Raw genomic sequence first — 18,580 nt, 5'->3', positions numbered from 1 at the left:
TTTTCGTTCTCACTCTTCCTTGTCTACTGGTCTACCTGTCTTCTAAGTCTTACCTCAACCCCAATCTTAAAAAACCTACCCTTATGAGGATCTAATCGGGGGGCTAGGGGGGATCTCTTATTAAGTAAGGGTTCCAGCCTTAAGTTGATACGGATGGGCAATGCCGTACCTCTACAGATAACTGGGGTATATTCTGCCTTTTGCTATACAATGTACGTTCTCTAAAATTTGGCTAGGTGATTACCGATGAAACCGCCAAGTTCTACTGATGTCGCGTTTAGGGAGGATTTCGGGATTTGCTGTATCCATACGAGAACAGGAGTTCAAGCCAATGCATAAGCTTTACAAATAGCTTTTGCTTTAATTTATATCTTTGCTTAATAGCAATCAAGGTTCCCCCAGTCAAGGTTCCCCCAGTTGCCGTGAACAGAATTTAGAGGTGATCGCTGTGTCTGATTCCCCGACAAGTTTAATTGTGGCAGAACCAAAAGCAACTTATGAATCCGGTGGTGATCCGAATCGCTGGGTGGAGGCGCTGGTGGATTGTCCAGGACTCGAGGGACTGTTGACGTACCGCATCCCGGAGGATTTGTCGGTTAAACCGGGGGATATTTTAACGGTGCCATTGAATAACCGCCAGGTGGGGGCGATCGCAATTCGGTTACTGGCTTCACCGCCTGCTGATGTGTCATTGGCGAAAATTCGGGAGGTAGAGGATGTTGTCTGTACTGGGTTTTTTGAGAACTCCTATTGGCGAGTATTGGAACGAGTGGCGCAGTATTATTGCACGCCCCTAATATCCGTAGTGCGAGGGGCGTTACCGCCGGGATTATTGATGCGATCGCAACGGCGAGTTCGTCTGCATCGAGAGGCGGTTCCTGATGGCGCAGATACATTTGTCGGTCGAACGGCGCGTCAAATTTTAGCACTCTTGGACGCCCAACCAGAGGGGGATTACAGCGTCGCCTATCTGCAACGTCAAGTAAAAGGGGCGCGTCGCGGGGTAAAAGATTTACTCAAACGCGGCTGGGTGGAAAGTTATTTGAAACCGCCCCAACCTTCACGTCCGAAGCAAAAGAAAGCCGTAACCTTAGTGGCGGATCGCTTTGACGCCGATGTAACTGAACGACAACGGGAAGTGTTAGATGTACTGCGGCGTCGGGGTGGGGATTTGTGGCTGAATGAATTGTTGCAAGTCTGTCATGCTACGTCTTCGATTGTTAACAAGTTGGCAGAAAAAGGGTATGTGGTGGTTGAATACCGGGAAATTCTCAGAACCCTGGATCAACCGAATGTGGCAGATGATCGCTCCAAGGTATTGACAGAAAAGCAAACTCATGCATTGCAAACGATTCAGAGTCTGGATGGGTTTAGCCAAGTGCTATTGCATGGGGTAACGGGTTCGGGGAAAACCGAGGTTTATCTACAAGCGATCGCGCCGTTGTTAAGGGCGGGACAATCTGCCCTAGTGTTAGTTCCAGAGATTGGGCTGACCCCGCAACTCACCGACCGATTCCGCGCCCGGTTTGGTAAAAAGGTGAATGTGTATCACAGTGGGTTATCCCCTGGCGAACGGTATGATACCTGGCGACAAGTCTTAAGTGGAGAACCCCAGGTCGTCATTGGGACGCGATCGGCTATTTTTGTGCCGTTACCCAAATTGGGTCTAATTATATTAGATGAAGAACACGACTCCAGTTTCAAGCAAGACAGTCTTCCTCCCACCTATCATGCCCGTACCGTTGCCCAGTGGCGGGCGGAACTGGAAAATTGTCCTCTAGTTTTGGGTTCAGCTACCCCATCTTTAGAAACCTGGGTGTCTGTCAACGGTCAACCCGCAAACCGCAACACAGACGCGCCATGTAAAACCTATTACCTTTCATTACCCGAACGCATCCAATCCCGTCCCTTACCTCCTGTGGAAATCGTGGATATGAGACAGGAGTTCAAGCAGGGGAATCGTTCTATTTTTAGCCGTTCTCTCCAAGACGGGTTACAGCAGTTGAAACAAAAGCAGCGACAAGGGATTTTATTTATTCCCCGTCGTGGGCATAGTACGTTTGTCTCCTGTCGCAGTTGTGGATATGTAATTGAATGCCCGGACTGTGATGTGTCCTTGTCCTATCACTATGCCCATGAGGGGGCGCACCAACTCTTACGTTGTCACTATTGCAACTACACCACCGCCCATCCTAATAATTGTCCCGAATGTGGTTCACCTTACCTTAAGTTTTTTGGTAGTGGCACACAGCGGGTGACTCAGGAGTTGGCTAAGGCGTTTCCTGATTTACGGGTGATTCGCTTTGATAGTGATACCACCCGTACCAAGGGGGCGCATCGAACCCTGTTAACTCAGTTTGCCAATGGGGAAGCGGACTTATTAATCGGGACGCAAATGTTAACTAAGGGATTAGACTTAGCGGGAGTCACCTTAGTCGGGGTTGTCGCTGCCGATGGATTATTACACTTATCCGATTATCGCGCCGCCGAACGCGCCTTTCAAACCTTAACCCAAGTCGCAGGTCGGGCGGGTCGGGGGGATGAACCCGGTCAGGTGATTGTCCAGACCTATTCGCCCCAACATCCTGTGATTCAGGCAGTAAAAACTCATGGGTATGAGGTCTTTACCGAGGCGGAATTAGCACAACGGGAATTATTGAATTATCCCCCTTACGGGCATTTGATTTTGTTGCGGTTGAGTGGATTGGAGGAAATGGAGGTTGAGAAGGCGGCGGAGATGTTAGCGGATTGGTTGAGTCAGGCGGGTTCCGGGTATGAGATATTAGGACCGGCGCCAGCAGGAATTATGCGAATTGCCCGTCGTTATCGGTGGCAGATTTTACTGAAGTTTCCGCCGGATGTGGCGGTAGGATTACCGGATGTGGCGGCGTTGCAGCGGATTTGTCCGCCGGATGTGAGTTTGACGATTGATGTTGATCCGTTAAATATGTTTTGACATCTCCTCTCCTTAGAAGAGAGGGATGGGATATTAGTGTACAACAATTTAAGAAGCGGGCAGCGAGAATCGAACTCGCATCATCAGCTTGGAAGGCTGAGGTTTTACCACTAAACTATGCCCGCAGGCGCTCATAACTTTTCTAGTATAAACCACGATCGCCCAAGTTTGGCAAGTTTCCACCAAAATTATCGGCTCAATTCCCCTGGGGATTAATTTCCAGGGTCAGGGAGTACGACCCGTACACAGGGCTATATGCCATGTAGGTTGGTGAAAACTTCCAATCAGCAATAATCTGGTTGGCGAGTTTCGTGGCTTGCTCTGGACTCAGGGTTCCTTGTTGCACTAGGGTCTGACCAGGTATAACTTCGGCTTTGCCTTTATGATCAATTAAGATTTCCACATAAACAACCACAGGTTCTTCCAGAGTAATGTTTAAGGACGTGAGTTCATCCACTGAGATACGTTGACTCCGGTTCTGGATTTCGGCTTCTTTATCGCCCGGATTACTGTTCTCTCTGATAATAGAACCGCGATTACTACTCACGATTTTCGGTCCATCAATAATGGTAATAAAACCCCCGCCGGACTGATTTTCCGATGAAGTGGGTTCTATTGGTTCATCTGATGATGGGATAGGAGACGGACTAGGCGTAGTCGTGTCTGGGAGTTCCTCTGATGGCTGAGGAGACGGCGTTTCTCCCATCCCTTCAAAGGTGGTGAAGCTTGGCGACGGGGTTGGGGTTGGGTTCGGTGAGTTGGGCGAGGAAACCGTTGTGGGTGAAGGGTTAGGGGTTTCCTGAGTGGTGTTTGCGATCGCCTGCGCCTGAGTCGGTCGATTTGTCTGTGATGCTGATTCGGCTTGACTCTCAGGACTCTGCGCTGGTGTTTTTTGGGATACCTCAGAAGGTTGAGATTGAGTCGCTGGAGTTGGCATGGTAGCATCTGAGGCGATCGCAATCATCTCAATGGGAATCAGTCGTTGACTCAACCGCCAATCCTGAAAGCGCCCCAATAGCGCCAGACGCAGCAACCCCAAGCCAACTAAATGAATCGCCACAGAACTGAGAATAACCGTTCTCCATAGCGCCGGGGGGTCAGTGTGACGGCGTTGGGGTATCTGAGGTTGGTTTAGCGTGGGTTGTGTCATTACAATCAGGTTGGGATGCTTTAATTCCATACTGCCAAAGAGCCACTGAGCATCTGGATTAATTCTTAGCGTTCTTTTAGCGATCGCCCAATGACAGTCGTGACCGATGAATACTTATCGCTTGTCTAGGTTGAACGCACCCCAGCTCAATTAAAAATTCTAGCTGGGGATTCTTATGCTAGGCTTTACTCAGCTCCCAAAGGGTACTGAGCGTCACTGGCGTTCGCAGCGTCTGAGAGGAGCTTCTGCCTACCCAGACCCTAGTAAATTTACTATTGGATAATACCGCGTACCAATATCTGGCACCGATGTTATAGGAAGCGGATAAGTCAGCGTTGTAACGCTTCCCATTCTGGAATATGGCTTGGGAATATTTCTTGTTACTCCGCTTAATTTTCCCGCTACCGTCAAAGGCGTAAGCACTGGTGTACTTAGCATTGACTTTGCGTACCTTTCCGCCCAACTCGGAGAATTTCTGAATGGTTAACTCAACCAGATTGTCCTTGCACCATTGATGAAAGCGCTGTTTTTGTAAAGACCCATGCTTCCCTCCTTTAGCTTTCCAATTCGATAAGTCCTCAAACACAATCACGCTGACCTGATGTTTTTGGGCAAACTCAACAATTTGCCGAGAAACCGTTTGAGCAATGTGTTTGTTGATATTTTTAGACTTTCGGTACAAGCCTTGGCAGAAGCCTTTAGGCAAATCCTGGTCGATGATTTTCCGAGTCAGCTTGGACTTGGTTGCAATACGCTGCTTACGTTGGTCGCGACGGTCTATGTCTCTAGCCGGATTGATAAATTTCCTAGCTTTTACAGTACCGTCTAATCCTACTATTGAGCAGGTGGCTGTTGTGTTTATACCAATGTCGATAGCACAAACATAATCTGAATCAGGTAGAGGTTGAGGATGAACCTCAACGGGCATGGAAAGATGAATACTTCGCTTGTTAGCAATCAGAGCAGGAGACAACAGTTTTGCCCCTCTGGAGGTGTGCCGACTTTTTCCATGCTTTTTGATGGAAACACCTTGCATCCAAACCCAATCAGCACCATTCCAGATTTTCAAATCAACAGAGGTGAAATTGGAATGATATTTAATTTGCTGACCTTTGTACATGGCTGGATAGCTGTTGCACATCGAGGTCAACTTGGGAGACTTGTCGTACCGATTTCTCCGTTCCCCTCTCTTCCAGGTATCCCACCGAGTAACGAAGCTACTAACAATACCTATAGCGTCTTGAATTGCAGCACGTCTCAGATAACTGGGAAACTTGCGAAATGAAGGATGATTGCTGATTGCTTTGTGGAAGTACCAATAGTATTTAGGACTGGGGTTGTCTACTGTCTTGTGAATCAGCTTTTCTAAAGTGTTGACTTTTTCGGAACTGTTTAACCCAGAGAGATTCCCCCAATTCCAATAGCTGATCAGCACTAATGGCTTCAGAAAATGTCGGTATTCCGCTACGGTCAAGACGGCTAATCGGCGCTGCTCTTGCGTCATAACCAATTGCCAAACATCGGTTCTGATGTTTGGCTCTTTTTGAGGCTTTTTTCGCTTAGATTGCTTTTTCGCTTTTTTCTTAACCACAGCTTCGACCTTGGCTTGGATAAATATCAGGTTACCTGGGTAATGCTTGGTTGTCAATTTGGATGTAGAATTAGTTGCATGACAACAACAAGACTTAAAACTCATGTTTTGGGCGAGTAGCTACGCTTTAATTATTGTTCTATTTTGGGCAAATAGCTAAATACCGATCCTGTTCGTACTTATCAGTTAATCCAACGCCAGTTATAGCCATTCCATTCGTAAATCCCTTGAATCTCATATTCCATGCCATTATCGAAGCGCACGACACAGTTGCATCCCAAACCATTACCCTCTATGCTCTGAGAAATCTGCACTACTGTACAAGGAAACCACTCTCGACTACAGGGTCCATTATCTTGTACCCATTCCCAAAGTCCGTTAGACACTTCGATGCGATCGCCGATTTTTAATTTTAACCCTTCCCCTGGGTTCTGTGCGTCTAAATACTGCGCCAGATGCACCCGCTTGACCCGATTTAGCCATTGGGGTCCATAGCGATCGCGAATAAACTGAACCGATGAAGATTCGCGATTATGCAGCCAGTCGTTGAGGAGTTGGATTTTCCAGGAATAGCCAGTCCGTTCCTGTTCCGTGACAAATTGCAAAAAGCGCGATCGCTCATCTGGCGTCAGGTCATCCAGAGGATTAGCTGTTGTCTGATCTCCTATTGCCGAAGACTGTAAGGATTGACCCATAATCGCATCCATCAACACCCGCCGTAAAATTTGTTTCTGCGGGTCTGTCAGGGGACATAAAACCGCTTCACATTGGATAAAGGCGAGTTGCAAGACGGCTTCAATCTCGGCGGGGTTCATAACAGGCTCAATCAGCAGACTGGCTTATGGCTGGTGCAGCATAATAATTGCATGATAATCTCTCAGGAGACAATTCAGCCGCCTAATTAAGGACAATTTGCGGCTGGATTCGCGCTATGCTGAGGAATGGAATGATTCAGTTAAGATAATTATTACTATCGGCTATGCGAATTCAAGGTTGGTTTACTACCGTTGCCGTTGCTGGTCTGTTTTGGCTCATCAGTGGGGTCATTGCCCCTGCTGCGTTTGCCTTCGTTCAGGTAGAACTGTCTGACCTGTCTTACCACGAATGTCCCTCCAAATTTTCCGAAGGGTTGGTCACACCTGGTTCTACCCAAGCCGCCGATTGCTACATCATTACAGGTAAAGCCATTAACAGGTCAGGGAAACCGGTGATCAATGCTGACATTTTTGGTCGGATTTACGATGCCAATCATAATCCCGTCTTTCAAAATCGTACCCGGCTGGGTGCTATTGATGAAGTCCCACCGGGCGTTAGTGATTTTGAAGTGCGAATTACGGTGTCGGCTAATCAACCAACCCCCTTGCAGCTTGAACAATTCAAAGCCTCTGGTTTTACGGGCAAAGTCCGCCGTTAGCATTGGGTTGACTCCCAATTCGTCTTTGGCTGAGTTTTATATGCTCACAATCAACCGGGCGACAACTTGCAGGACGATAATCGCCAGCAGAGGGGATAAGTCCAGACCGCCAAGGGGCGGAATGAAAGAGCGGAAAATATTCAGGTAAGGGTCAGTAATTGGGCTGAGGAACCCAGCAATCTGGTTCATCCATTCAACCGTGGGGAACCAGGTTAACAGAATGCGGACAAATATCAGCAGTAAATAGATATTGAGGAAATTGTAGAGACTTTCGGTTACCAGTGCTGTAGGCATAAATTGAAATGTTTCCTTACTAATTTTTGCGGGCGGATATGATAGTGCCTTTCTAGTCAGTTTAACGGATATCACTCCATTCCGACTCAGGAATCAAGGGAACCTTCCCTATCGGTGAGTTCCGTACTCCCATTCACCGGACCCAATTGCTGGCGCACATCATCGATCGCTGTATTAAGCTGGGCAATTTTGTCTTCTAAACTGCGACGCGCCGCTTCAATGCTCTCCTCGGAGTTGAGTTGAGACTTTTTGCCTTTCATGGCTTTCTTCTCCGAGAGGCGGGATTTGAGTAAAGACGGATCGGCTTCTTCATCACTACTATTGCGTTGTCCGGCTAGTATGGCTCCGATAACGCCACCGACTACGCCCCCGATGGCGATTCCCGCCAGAAGTCCGCCTGTAAAACCATCGCGCTGACTCATTTTTCCTTTCGTACCCTTGAAAAAAACGCAACTGCTTTTCCAGATTAACGGTTGGCTGATGCAGATGCCTACATCTTTGTCATTGGTTATTGGTCATTTGTCAGGGAATAGGCAATAAGGCAATAGGCAATAGGCAATAGTAGAGACGTAGCATGCTACATCTACCCCATCTCCCCCATCTCCCCCATCTCCCCCAGCTTCCCTATCTCCCTTATCCCTTGCCATCATGTACCAAAGGCGCGATCGCCTGCATCTCCTAATCCGGGTACGATAAATCCTTGCTGGCTTAATTCTTCGTCAATTGTGGCGGTGTATATGGTTAAGGTGGGATAATTTCCCCCTAACTTTTGCAAGGCGGGTGGAGCCGCAACCACGCTGATAATCCGGATCAAGGCTGGATCAGCACCTCGCTGAGTTAGTTGTGCGATCGCGGACATCATTGTCCCCCCTGTGGCAAGCATGGGTTCGGTAATTAAGATACGTGTACCTGGATCAAATTGTTGGGGCAATTTATTTAAATAACACTTTGCTTCTAACGTTCCTTCATCGCGCACCATGCCCAGATGGTAAATGGATGCCAAGGGCAATAAGGTTTGCGCCCCTTCTAATAAGGCTAATCCCGCCCGTAAAATCGGCACGACGACTAAAGGAGTCTCTGGATTCACCATTGTGGCTGGACAAGGGGCTAAGGGCGTCTGAACCATTAACTCTTCCGTCGGTAGCCAGTCTCGAATCGCTTCGTAGGTGAGCCAGCGCCCTAACTCCGTCATCGCACTTTTGAATAGGGGGGAGGGTGTCGCTGCATCACGGGCAACACCAAGCCAGTGCTTGATTAGGGGATGAGGGGGAACATAAACACGTAATTGGGGAGCCATAGTGAATTAATCGATAACGACGAAGCAATACCTAAACTGAATCATGATAATGCTTTTTTTTCCCGACTGCCGAGATGGTATCCGGGCTAAACGCTGTATTTGCCCGTTTATTGCCAATTGTTTTCATTAGTGTTGACATTAATTTTCAACAAGGATATAGTAGTCCTCAGTGTTCTCCTCTCATTAAGGATTGGTAGGTGGGACGGGCAAGCGGTAGCAGCCTGAACCACCCTCTTTTTTTTGGGGGCGCGGAGGGGTGGGGAAGATGAGGGAGATGAGGGAGATGGGAGTTGTAGGGGTTTGGTCTCCAAACCCCATTTCTTATCTGGAAGGGAGAATAGAGAAAAGTTAAACTCGAATTTGTAAAAGACCTCTCTCGTCTGATCATTCATGGCTATTGCTTCTCAATCTCCCTCATCCACGGATCACGCTCCAAACGAAACCTCTGTATTTGATGTCATCGTCATTGGTTCTGGTATTGGTGGACTCGTGACAGCGACTCAGCTAGCCGCTAAAGGTGCTAAGGTGCTGGTACTGGAACGCTATCTGATTCCCGGTGGTAGTGCTGGCTACTTTGAACGCGAAGGCTATCGCTTTGATGTTGGCGCGTCGATGATTTTTGGTTTTGGTACTGAAGGAACCACGAATCTATTGACCAAAGCCTTAGATGCGGTAAATGTTGGTGTGGAAACAATTCCCGATGACGTTCAGATTCACTATCATCTACCGGAAGGATTAGACCTGAAAGTTCATCGAGACTATGAGAAATTCTTACACGAATTGACGGAACGTTTTCCCCACGAACGCCGGGGAATTCGGCAATTTTACGATGAATGCTGGAAGGTATTTAATTGCCTCAACGCCATGGAATTGCTGTCTCTAGAAGAACCTCGCTATTTGATGCGGGTGTTTTTCCAGCATCCTTTAGCCTGTTTAGGATTAGTGAAATATTTGCCCCAGAATGCTGGAGATATTGCCCGTCGTTATATTAATGACCCTCAGTTACTCCAGTTTATTGATATGGAATGTTACTGTTGGTCAGTCGTACCTGCGGATAAAACACCGATGATTAATGCGGGAATGGTGTTTTCTGACCGCCATTATGGGGGAATTAATTATCCGAAAGGAGGTGTAGGTGAAATTGCCCAGAAATTAGTTGAAGGATTGGAGAAAGCTGGGGGACAGATTCGCTATTCCGCCAGAGTCAGCGAAATTTTAACCGAACAGGGTAAAGCTGTGGGTGTGCGGTTAGCTACGGGGGAAGAGTATCGGGCAAAGCGAGTGGTGTCTAATGCAACGCGCTGGGATACGTTTGAGAAATTACTGCCCTCAGAACAGATGCCTACAAGTGAGGAGAAGTGGCAACAACGATATCAGAAATCACCCAGTTTTTTGAGTTTGCATTTAGGAGTTGAGGCAAAGGTTTTCCCGCCCGGAACAGAATGTCACCATATTTTATTGGAAGAATGGGACAAGATGGAAGCGGATGAGGGAACAATTTTTGTTTCGATTCCGACGTTACTTGACCCGGACTTAGCCCCGGAAGGCTATCATATTATGCATACCTTTACGCCCAGTTGGATGGAGAATTGGCAGGGATTATCAGCTAAAGAGTATGAGGATAAAAAGGAAGAAGCGGCTGGGCGAATTATTGAACGATTAGAGGCAATTTTTCCGGGTTTAGATGCGGGATTGGATTATATGGAAGTAGGAACTGCCCGCAGTCATCGACGGTTTTTGGGGCGTGAGGATGGCACCTATGGACCGATTCCGCGCCGCAAGTTAAGGGGGTTATTGGGAATGCCATTTAATCGGACAGCGATTCCGGGATTATATTGTGTGGGGGATAGTACATTTCCGGGACAAGGGTTGAATGCGGTGGCGTTTTCTGGGTTTGCTTGCGCCCATCGGGTGGCGGTGGATTTGGGGTTATAAGCTCAGATTTTGCCCCATTTTCAACCATCAAATTGCAGGCGAATTGTCGAAAATTGTAGGGTGCGTTAGCGAAGCGTAACGCACCATTACTGAACTTTGGTAACTTAAGCTGTCATGCATTTAAATTGGGAATGGGTAGCGAGCTTTCCGGCTCGCACTACAAGGATGAGAGCAACTTATCTACGGTAAAAAACAGCTAAGTATTCCTCATCAAACCCTAATGTTGGGTTACATTTCATTTCACCCAACCTACGAATTAGAATCTGATCGCCCCTTTTTAATCAATTTATCTGCCACCCACCACGCACCCCATGAACAAAAGAAACTCCCCACCAAGGCTATAATAAACGGGTGGGGGGGAAGCAAAAAGCGATCGCGATTAGGAAGCTGCCAAGGTTCAGTAATTAACCCGGAAGTTGAAGCAACGATCGCGCTATAGTTTTAATATCATCATTGGCTGGCTTGAGGGTGGCTTGCAGTTCCGCTAAAGTTTCCCAAGCTGTGGGGGGAATAATCTTGCTCTCTGGTTTTTTGCTTTCTCGATGCAGAAGCAGTAAAAAAGCCCGCACAATTCGTTCATTTTCAGCAGTGGGCATCGTCTGACCTCATCATGGCTCAACTCTGCCCCATTATAAACCGATCGCCGTCAAGTCTGACCCGTAACAGACTGCTGCGAAGGGGGGGTCATCTATAAACTACCCAGTCTATTGGCTAGGTAATCTCTTAAGTCTGAAGGACAGGGCAGACGGGGGGCTAGCAATTCAACGATATTGTTGATATCGATCGGCGATCTAATTTTTAGCTTGACTTTTCCAGTTTTGACCTCTTCTTCCAGTCGGTTTAGAAACTTAATTAAACACCAGAGTTCTTGTTTTCCCCGCAACCAAACTTTTGTCGGTAAGGCTTCCAGTTCTCTGATGGTGGAGTCAATTGTCGTCGGATCTGGCTGGATATTGACATTACAGACTCTTCCTAAGTGAGTCAAGATGTCAGGTTTCCAGTTAAACATAATTTGATAGTTTATATCTACCTTCAGTATCGAAACCTTTATATTATTGGTGTTTGGTTTTTGTCCCAATCGACGAGTCGCTAAAAGCCACGCCATCCACGGTAAAAAAACTTGACGATAATCCCGTTGGAATTGATGAAACTTTTGGCAGGCGATCGCAATTGCCTCACTGGATGAATCCAAACCCCAGAAATCGGTTAATATCGCCGCAATGGCTGGTTCTGAAACCAGATAATTCTCAATAGAGTAGTGTTCGGTTACGAATAAGCTTTGCTGAGTTTTTGTTCCCCGAGTTTCCCCGATGAGGTCATCATGATCTTTATCCACAAAAAACATGATTCTGGGGTTGTTTGGAAATCGTTTGCCTAGATAATCATAAGCATTCAACACTGCCTTTTTATTCCCTAATATAGTCATTTCGACCGATAAAGCCTTCGGTTCAGCGAAGCGTTGAACGTTGACTCGGATCAAGGAAGGATCGTCGCGTCCCTCCAGAAAAATTGCGATCGCCTGACCTTGGGGTTGAAAACTTAGGAGAAATATATTTAATTTAGCTTGGGATGATGTCGGTGCAGCCTTCAAAGCATCCAAGAAAGATGACATCTTCAAATCTCCTCGATAAACTCACTGATAGAATGTGCATATTCCGCCAGTGAATTTTCAAACACAAAAGGAGAATGAGTCACGGCAATTAAACCAGAGCATTTTTCGGTATCTTTTAAGTCCTGAAGAAACCGGCGTTGCCAAGGGACAGATATGGATAATTCTGGTTCATCAATGACCAAAAAATACTGACTATAATCACTTAAAAATATATGAGAAAATAATGAAATAATTTGCTTTTCCCCAGATGATAAACCTGGTATTGGTACTTCCATATCTTTGCTTTTGCGTTTAATAGCTAACTTAAATTTACTGGGGTTGAATTCTAGCTCTTTGTTGCTGAGATACTGATTGACCAAATCAACTAGGTTTCTAATTGGGCGTTCCTTTTCCTGTTGAATTTTATGAATTTCGACCAAACGAGTCAAAAAATAAGCGGGAACCCGTTGTTCTTCTGATAAATCTTTGTTGATTTTTACATCTTCAAGGAGTTCTCCCAGTTTTTTGCGATCGCCTTCTGAAAGAATATCCCCAATCCGAGGAAGCATCACCTTGATTGTTTCCGTAAATTCTTCAGTAGACAGTTGAGATGCCTCAACATTTTTATAGTTATTACGAATAATATCCCCTAAGTAACTCCCAGTCAATCGATTCAGTTCAGTGCGAAAATTTTGATCCAAGTCTGATAAGGTTGAGTCAAATGCCCGAATTACATCTTCCATACCAAACTCAACCAGTTCGACATATCCAGATCGTGGCTTCTTCCGATAACGATTAGTTTTAGAAAAAGGGAAGACATCATCCAAGTCTATATCAGGAAAAACATCGCTTAATTCTTTTTCAATCCTGCGATAAGTGGGCAAAAATAAGACTTGTTCTTTAGAGTTAGATTGGACAGCTTCAGCCAGTCTATCTGTAACCTTGATTTCTTCATTTTCATCTAAAGATGCAAAATTTGGATTGATTTTAGCTATATCTCGCAATGCTCCAGGGGAAATTTCAGGGAATTTATGTCTTAATCCCATAAATCTGTTTTTTGACAACCAGTATTTTGAGCCATGCTCGGCTAATTCATTGAGCAGACTTTCAAGTTCTTGTGCAGATAACCTATTTTCAAAATACTTAAGAACGAATCTTTGACGGCTACGGCTCATATTTTGAGCAGCGGGTAAATCTTCTCTTTTGAGGATATATTCTTCATTGCCAATTGTAACAATGCAGGAATGAAAGGGAAGCTGGGCTAGACGTTCCCACTGAGCCGTTAAGGTGTAATATAATAAATTAATCAGTGTACTTTTACCCGATCCATTTTCACCAACTATGATTAAAGTATTGTCTTGAATGGGGACATCCAAATTATAAGCGTCAAAGAGACACTCTATCCGAATTCGCTTGAGGTCAATATACATTTAATTTATCAAATCACTTTAGGAATCATCTTGACGGTCATCCCCAATTATAAACCGATAGCCGTAAACGCTGACCAATAACAGGCTTCTGCGAAGGGGGGTCATCCTCAAATAAATACAAACGGTCTTTCACTGCTTCCACTTCTTCCTCCGTCGCCTTCAGGTCATGTTGCAGCCAGTGGAGAACATCATCAGAAGATAAACCCCGTAACCAGGTTTGAGCCGCTTGCAGGGCAGCCGTGACCGAGGGATAGTCCGGTAAAATTTGATAGAGGTGCAGAGTCACCAAAGTCGCCGCCAGTTCATCCACTTCCCAGAGACTAGCGACTACCCCTCATCCACCAACTCCGGATGACGGTTGAGGATTTGCAGTTCCTGCCCACTGGGACAGGTGATAAGTTCTTGAATCATAGAGAAATAAGCCTGCACTCTTTGTTCATCCATAGCCGCACACCAGGTCAGGACAGTGTCCCAATTTTACTCCATCCCCGCGACCGAGAAACCCAGTTTCTTTTCCCCCACCGAGAGTAATTGGTAGAGTGGGTCACCCTACTCGATTTCATCCTCAGAAACAGCTTGCAAAACATTGTCATACAGAGATTCATTAACCCAGTATTGGGCTTCTGTCATCATTGCATCCAATAGCGGTTTCACCTTGGGGATAATCTGGTTTTGTTTGGCTAAAATCAAAATTCCTAAAGTGCCAATCACATTCAATTTTAAAGATTGAGCCACTTTTCTGGCTCTTTTTTCATCCAATACAACCCTAGTTGTTTGTTTGCTCAGTGCTAAAGCAATCACCTCCCTTTCCCCAGCATCTAATTCTAAAGGGATGGATTCTGGCATCTCCTGCACCGACTTAACTTTAAGCCAAGCCGCTTCAATTCCATTAACAATGGTTTCAGAGTTAGGAAATCCTGATTCAACGGTTTCCGAGTAAACCGCTTGGGGAATGACTATCTCAGTAAACAGGGATTTTAATATATCTAAGCGATTAATACTTGCAAAGTTAATCAAAGGCGTAGCATTGCAAATGACTTTAACCATCCCACAATCCTGCTTGAATCGCTTCGATATCCTCTGCTAAATCATCTTGGTCGTATTGCCGAACAACATGATTTTCTCCCAACAGTTTTTGAAAGTCCCACACGGAATAATTCAACAACCGACGGGCTTGACTAAAGGTAAATATCTTATTTTCATAAAGTTGCATGGCAATTTGTTCCAAAACTGCCGTCTCACCTTGCTCAATTAATTCGATGGGAATTTGTATATTAATTGCTTGCATCTACCATCACCTCATCATTTCAAAAGACATTCATTAATCACTCTCGCGATCTCCACCGGATACCTCACCTGGACAGGCGAGGAGTTCTTGAATCAGGGAAAGATAAGCCTGCGATCTCTGTTCATCCATAGCCACACAAGGGGTAGAGGATACCATTCCGATTTTACCCCAGACCCAGCTTTTTATCATTCCCCAGCAGCCGCTAAAACCTCTCTATATAAATTTGCCCCAATCCGAAAATTAGCCTCCGATATTAAACTATCCATAATCGGTCTAATCTGAGTAATCAAACCCCGACGCTTTGCTACTAACAAAATTCCCAATAATCCCGTAATCGACAATCCCAAATCAATCGCTTCCCTTCGTCCTAACCGTTCATCAATCAATAATTCTTCTGCATTCACTTCCAATGCCAAAGCGATCGCCTCTGATTCTCCTCGATCTAGATGACGTTCAGTTTGTAGAACATTTACCAATTGTTGATTAGTGGGATCGCGAACCTCAATCCAATCGAGACCTAACACATCTGTGATGCGCGGGTCATCTTCTCCTCCTCGCTGTAATTCATGCCAAACCCCCGAAGGAATCAATACCCGTCCGTAGAGTTGTTCTAATAACCCAAGATAACCGACGATCGCCAACCCACTTAAAGGAGAAGTATCACTCACAACGATCATAGCCATCCCTTAGCCGTTAAATGCTGTATATCCTCCTGCAACTCCTCCACATCATAATGAATATTGATACCCCGATCTGATAGAATTTTTTGAAATCTAACCTGAGAGATATTCAGTAACTCTGCTGCCTTACCCAAACTAATTTTTTCCTGCTGAAACAGCAGTAATACCAACTCGATAATCAACTCTTGTTCAGAGAGTCCACTAGCTTTAACAATCTCTTCGGAAATTACTAAGCTCATCATATTACCTTGAAAAATATAAATCTATCCAAAACTTTCTTCAGTCTTTTAGGAAAAATAGAGATGATGTCAGAAACCCCGTTTCTTGTCACCTCATTTTCTAAAGATCTCTGATTTTCTGTAAATCCGGCAAAAACTTCTCCCGCGTCACCAACATTAACACATCATCTCCAGATTTCGCACTTTTTCCAGTTCCACTGCGATCGCTTCACTCGAAATGAGTTGCCATTCTCCGGTGCGAACTCGTTCCAGAATAGTTAAAACTGAGTCTCCTTCTAGCCGAACCCGTTCCTGCGCCCAGTCATCAAAAGGGCGATTGAGACAACATACATCTAAATATACCGCAACCATCAAACCCTCTACAAATTAGCTGCCACCAACTCGCACAACTGCACAAACCCCTCATCCACCAACTCCAGATGACCAACCGTTGAGGATTTGCGGTTCCTCCCCTTCTCCTCTAACAATGCGGAAAATAATACTATAGTCACAAAATGATTCACCTGTTATAAACAGGACTTACGCAGCTACACCACAGTGGCAAAGGTGCGTTACGCTACCCTTCGGGAACGCTTCGCGAACGCTAACGCACCCTACTGGGCTGACCCACCTAAAATGGTGAATTAGAATTGTAGGGGCGCAAGGCTTGCGCCCGGTTTAACCGTCAAATCTATTGCACAATTTTAGCTGGGTCAAGCCACTACTGGCGTGACCCACCTAAGTGAAATAGATTTGGTTCGTAGTGAGGGCTTGAGCCAACTCCAGCTAGGCGTTAAAGCACTCTTCGTGCTTACTACAAACAAAGTCCTATTTTAACCCGGTCACGCCACTACACATAGAGGCTTTGCGTAAGTCCTAATAAAGACTCAGAGTAATGGATTTGGCGGTAAAATATAATTTTTGCTACAGTCCTTTTTAAGACGGTGTAGTACGGAATATTCATTATGAATGATTCAAGGTTATCAACAGTAGCTCATCAAATCCCTATTCCTCCTAGTATAACCATTTCCGATAAATCCCTAAAAAAACTATGTCAACATTGGCAAATCGTAGAGCTTTCCCTCTTTGGCTCAATCTTGAGAGAAGACTTTAATGCTGATAGCGATATTGATGTATTAGTGGAATTTTCCGAAAAAGCCAGAATTACATTTTTCGATCTCGATCTTATTGAGCAACAACTGAGCCAACTGTTTCACCGCCCCGTTGATGTCGTCACCAAATCAGCAATTCAACAAAGCCATAACCCTATACGTCGCCAGAATATTTTAGACAACTCGAAAGTGATTTATGAACAGAGACAAAGAGGTTTTACTGGATTTGATTAGAGCCAGTCGCTTAATTTTGGAATTCTGCGAAACCTTGGACTATCAAACCTTTGCCCGAAGACTTAAAAACTCAATCCTCTGTTCTCTATCAAATCGTCATAATTGGCGAAGCTGTGAACCGCCTATCGCCAGCATTCACCCAGGCTCATCCAGAAATTCCTATCAACGCAATTTGAGGAATGCGTAACCGAGTGGTTCATGAGTACAAAGAAGTTGATATTAAAATTCTGTGGGAAGTCATTCAAATCAACATTCCCCAACTCCTCCAGCAAATGCAAACCAGCCTCGCAGAAATGAAAGAGTAGGCTATAAACCTCAGTCAGGGCGGGTTTAGTTCCATCTGGGTGCAGCCGAAAAGATAGTAGTAAAACCCGCCCCTACACAATTTTCCAATCTCCCAATCTACCCCTAAAAATTTACCTCCCTTCCTTACGCCCCATACTGTGAAAACTAAGGGCGTTACTTAGGCTTCAAGCTGTCATGCCACCATCTACATTCAGCGTTGCCCCAGTAATGTTTCCCGCCTTGGGACTAGCGAGAAATGTAACCAATTCTGCCACCTCCTGCGGTTTGCCATAGCGCCCTACAGCCGTCATAGCACTCAGGGTTTCCCCAAATGCCCCGTCTTCTGGATTCATATCTGTATCAATCGGACCCGGTTGAACTGTATTAACCGTGATTCCTTTAGATCCTAAATCCCGTGTCCAGCCACGACTCATAGCCGCTACGGCTCCCTTACTCATGGCATAGAGTGACCCTCCGGCAAAGGGCATCACATCCGCATTAACACTGCCAATGGTAATAATCCGACCGCCCTCACCCATGACCTGTACCGCCTCACGCACAGCCGCGAATACAGCACGGACATTGACTTGCATCATTCGGTCAAAATCCTCAAGTGTGGTCTCAGTAATCGGTTTCAACTCAAAAATCCCAGCATTGTTGACGAGAATATCCAACCCGCCAAATTGACCAATGGCTTCCTTGACCGCAGCCGCAACATTCTCCGCCTGCATCGCATCAGCTTGGATGGCAACTCCATTAACTCCGTACTGCTTAATTTTGGTCACAACCTGGTCTGCTGTCTCTGTGGATTTACGGTAAGTAATCGCGACATCAGCCCCCTCCGATGCCAATTGTTTCGCGATCGCAGCACCTATACCTCGGCTACCACCTGTTACCAATGCTTTTTTTCCCTTAAGATCAGCCATTTAAATTCTCCTTTTCTCCTTCAACTAGAACAGGCTTGGAATCGAAAAGTCATCCTCCCTGAGAACCACCAAGTCTGCCAACTGATCTGGTGCGATCGCGCTGTGCATGGTGCTATTATGTGATCGCTCCCTTCGGAGTGATTGTGTCTAGCGTAGATGAGCTACTGTGATGCGATCGC

General features: G+C 45.7%; 23 protein-coding genes, 1 tRNA gene and 2 pseudogenes. 5 read left to right on the top strand and 21 right to left on the bottom strand.

Features of this window, described 5'->3' with window-relative positions; genetic code table 11:
• Positions 1 to 448 precede the first annotated feature (448 nt).
• Complete coding sequence (gene priA / locus RIE73_RS03100) at positions 449 to 2,956, top strand: primosomal protein N' (protein WP_446399787.1); 2,508 nt, start codon at positions 449 to 451, stop codon at positions 2,954 to 2,956.
• Positions 2,957 to 3,010: 54 nt separating this feature from the next.
• Here priA and RIE73_RS03095 read toward each other — a convergent pair.
• The 4 genes from RIE73_RS03095 to RIE73_RS03080 form a co-directional block, all read right to left on the bottom strand.
• Positions 3,011 to 3,081, bottom strand: a tRNA-Gly gene (locus RIE73_RS03095).
• A gap of 71 nt (positions 3,082 to 3,152) precedes the next feature.
• Entirely contained in the window at positions 3,153 to 4,106 is a 954-nt protein-coding gene (locus RIE73_RS03090) for a hypothetical protein (protein WP_446399784.1), read from the bottom strand.
• Positions 4,107 to 4,284: 178 nt separating this feature from the next.
• Positions 4,285 to 5,697, bottom strand: a complete 1,413-nt coding sequence (locus tag RIE73_RS03085; RefSeq protein WP_446399786.1) for an IS200/IS605 family accessory protein TnpB-related protein — start codon at positions 5,695 to 5,697, stop codon at positions 4,285 to 4,287.
• A gap of 182 nt (positions 5,698 to 5,879) precedes the next feature.
• Positions 5,880 to 6,512: a hypothetical protein gene (locus RIE73_RS03080; protein WP_446399783.1), complete on the bottom strand. Its 633-nt coding sequence runs from the start codon at positions 6,510 to 6,512 to the stop codon at positions 5,880 to 5,882.
• Between the two features lie 164 nt (positions 6,513 to 6,676).
• Between RIE73_RS03080 and RIE73_RS03075 the strand changes: the two genes are divergently transcribed.
• On the top strand, positions 6,677 to 7,111 hold the full coding sequence (locus RIE73_RS03075; protein ID WP_446399782.1) for a hypothetical protein: 435 nt from the start codon (positions 6,677 to 6,679) through the stop codon (positions 7,109 to 7,111).
• A 36-nt stretch (positions 7,112 to 7,147) separates the two neighbouring features.
• Here the strand turns inward: RIE73_RS03075 and RIE73_RS03070 are convergent, their stop codons facing one another.
• The 4 genes from RIE73_RS03070 to upp form a co-directional block, all read right to left on the bottom strand.
• Positions 7,148 to 7,405, bottom strand: a complete 258-nt coding sequence (locus tag RIE73_RS03070) for a YggT family protein (protein WP_446399781.1) — start codon at positions 7,403 to 7,405, stop codon at positions 7,148 to 7,150.
• A gap of 86 nt (positions 7,406 to 7,491) precedes the next feature.
• Positions 7,492 to 7,827 carry a hypothetical protein gene (locus RIE73_RS03065; protein WP_446399780.1) on the bottom strand — a complete coding sequence of 112 codons (336 nt, stop codon included), beginning with the start codon at positions 7,825 to 7,827 and terminating at the stop codon, positions 7,492 to 7,494.
• Positions 7,828 to 7,920: 93 nt separating this feature from the next.
• The gene (locus RIE73_RS03060; protein ID WP_446399779.1) at positions 7,921 to 8,055 is read right to left on the bottom strand and encodes a hypothetical protein; all 135 of its coding nucleotides are present in this window, start codon (positions 8,053 to 8,055) and stop codon (positions 7,921 to 7,923) included.
• Complete coding sequence (gene upp / locus RIE73_RS03055; RefSeq protein ID WP_446399778.1) at positions 8,052 to 8,702, bottom strand: uracil phosphoribosyltransferase; 651 nt, start codon at positions 8,700 to 8,702, stop codon at positions 8,052 to 8,054. The genes RIE73_RS03060 and upp overlap by 4 nt, the downstream gene beginning before the upstream one ends.
• 390 nt (positions 8,703 to 9,092) lie before the next feature.
• Here upp and crtH point away from each other — a divergent pair, with 390 nt between their 5' ends.
• Complete coding sequence (gene crtH, locus RIE73_RS03050; RefSeq protein ID WP_446399777.1) at positions 9,093 to 10,637, top strand: carotenoid isomerase; 1,545 nt, start codon at positions 9,093 to 9,095, stop codon at positions 10,635 to 10,637.
• Between the two features lie 249 nt (positions 10,638 to 10,886).
• Here the strand turns inward: crtH and RIE73_RS03045 are convergent.
• The 12 genes and pseudogenes from RIE73_RS03045 to RIE73_RS02990 form a co-directional block, all read right to left on the bottom strand.
• Positions 10,887 to 11,069: pseudogene (locus tag RIE73_RS03045) on the bottom strand (hypothetical protein); the annotation flags it as partial.
• On the bottom strand, positions 11,042 to 11,233 hold the full coding sequence (locus RIE73_RS03040; RefSeq protein WP_446399776.1) for a hypothetical protein: 192 nt from the start codon (positions 11,231 to 11,233) through the stop codon (positions 11,042 to 11,044). The pseudogene RIE73_RS03045 and the gene RIE73_RS03040, both read right to left, overlap by 28 nt.
• A 92-nt stretch (positions 11,234 to 11,325) precedes the next feature.
• On the bottom strand, positions 11,326 to 12,249 hold the full coding sequence (locus RIE73_RS03035) for a DUF4435 domain-containing protein (RefSeq protein WP_446399775.1): 924 nt from the start codon (positions 12,247 to 12,249) through the stop codon (positions 11,326 to 11,328).
• A gap of 2 nt (positions 12,250 to 12,251) precedes the next feature.
• On the bottom strand, positions 12,252 to 13,658 hold the full coding sequence (locus tag RIE73_RS03030; protein WP_446399774.1) for an AAA family ATPase: 1,407 nt from the start codon (positions 13,656 to 13,658) through the stop codon (positions 12,252 to 12,254).
• Positions 13,659 to 13,695: 37 nt separating this feature from the next.
• A complete protein-coding gene (locus RIE73_RS03025) occupies positions 13,696 to 13,968 on the bottom strand; it encodes a hypothetical protein (protein ID WP_446399773.1) in 273 nt (90 codons plus the stop codon).
• Positions 13,969 to 14,207: 239 nt separating this feature from the next.
• Complete coding sequence (locus RIE73_RS03020) at positions 14,208 to 14,705, bottom strand: DUF3368 domain-containing protein (RefSeq protein ID WP_446399772.1); 498 nt, start codon at positions 14,703 to 14,705, stop codon at positions 14,208 to 14,210.
• A complete protein-coding gene (locus RIE73_RS03015) occupies positions 14,698 to 14,946 on the bottom strand; it encodes a UPF0175 family protein (protein ID WP_446399771.1) in 249 nt (82 codons plus the stop codon). The genes RIE73_RS03020 and RIE73_RS03015 overlap by 8 nt, the downstream gene beginning before the upstream one ends.
• A gap of 33 nt (positions 14,947 to 14,979) precedes the next feature.
• Positions 14,980 to 15,102 (bottom strand): hypothetical protein, encoded by a 123-nt coding sequence (locus RIE73_RS03010; RefSeq protein WP_446399770.1) that lies wholly within the window; start codon positions 15,100 to 15,102, stop codon positions 14,980 to 14,982.
• A 29-nt stretch (positions 15,103 to 15,131) separates the two neighbouring features.
• Positions 15,132 to 15,623, bottom strand: a complete 492-nt coding sequence (locus tag RIE73_RS03005; protein ID WP_446399785.1) for a DUF3368 domain-containing protein — start codon at positions 15,621 to 15,623, stop codon at positions 15,132 to 15,134.
• Positions 15,620 to 15,865, bottom strand: a complete 246-nt coding sequence (locus RIE73_RS03000) for a UPF0175 family protein (RefSeq protein WP_446393448.1) — start codon at positions 15,863 to 15,865, stop codon at positions 15,620 to 15,622. The genes RIE73_RS03005 and RIE73_RS03000 overlap by 4 nt, the downstream gene beginning before the upstream one ends.
• A gap of 168 nt (positions 15,866 to 16,033) precedes the next feature.
• Positions 16,034 to 16,216: pseudogene (locus RIE73_RS02995) on the bottom strand (hypothetical protein); the annotation flags it as partial.
• A gap of 8 nt (positions 16,217 to 16,224) precedes the next feature.
• On the bottom strand, positions 16,225 to 16,356 hold the full coding sequence (locus RIE73_RS02990; protein WP_446399769.1) for a hypothetical protein: 132 nt from the start codon (positions 16,354 to 16,356) through the stop codon (positions 16,225 to 16,227).
• Positions 16,357 to 16,809: 453 nt separating this feature from the next.
• Here RIE73_RS02990 and RIE73_RS02985 point away from each other — a divergent pair, with 453 nt between their 5' ends.
• Together RIE73_RS02985 and RIE73_RS02980 are read left to right on the top strand one after the other, a co-directional pair.
• Positions 16,810 to 17,190 carry a nucleotidyltransferase family protein gene (locus RIE73_RS02985; protein WP_446399768.1) on the top strand — a complete coding sequence of 127 codons (381 nt, stop codon included), beginning with the start codon at positions 16,810 to 16,812 and terminating at the stop codon, positions 17,188 to 17,190.
• Between the two features lie 179 nt (positions 17,191 to 17,369).
• Positions 17,370 to 17,495: a HepT-like ribonuclease domain-containing protein gene (locus tag RIE73_RS02980; protein WP_446399767.1), complete on the top strand. Its 126-nt coding sequence runs from the start codon at positions 17,370 to 17,372 to the stop codon at positions 17,493 to 17,495.
• Between the two features lie 165 nt (positions 17,496 to 17,660).
• On the opposite strand, the gene RIE73_RS02975 is transcribed toward RIE73_RS02980, so the two are convergent.
• The gene (locus tag RIE73_RS02975; protein WP_446399766.1) at positions 17,661 to 18,401 is read right to left on the bottom strand and encodes an SDR family NAD(P)-dependent oxidoreductase; all 741 of its coding nucleotides are present in this window, start codon (positions 18,399 to 18,401) and stop codon (positions 17,661 to 17,663) included.
• Positions 18,402 to 18,580 lie beyond the last annotated feature (179 nt).

The sequence above is a fragment of the Coleofasciculus sp. C1-SOL-03 genome (genome assembly GCF_040220555.1).
In the GTDB taxonomy this organism is placed as follows: Bacteria; Cyanobacteriota; Cyanobacteriia; order Cyanobacteriales; family Coleofasciculaceae; genus Coleofasciculus.
This window is presented reverse-complemented; position numbering and strand designations above follow the sequence as displayed.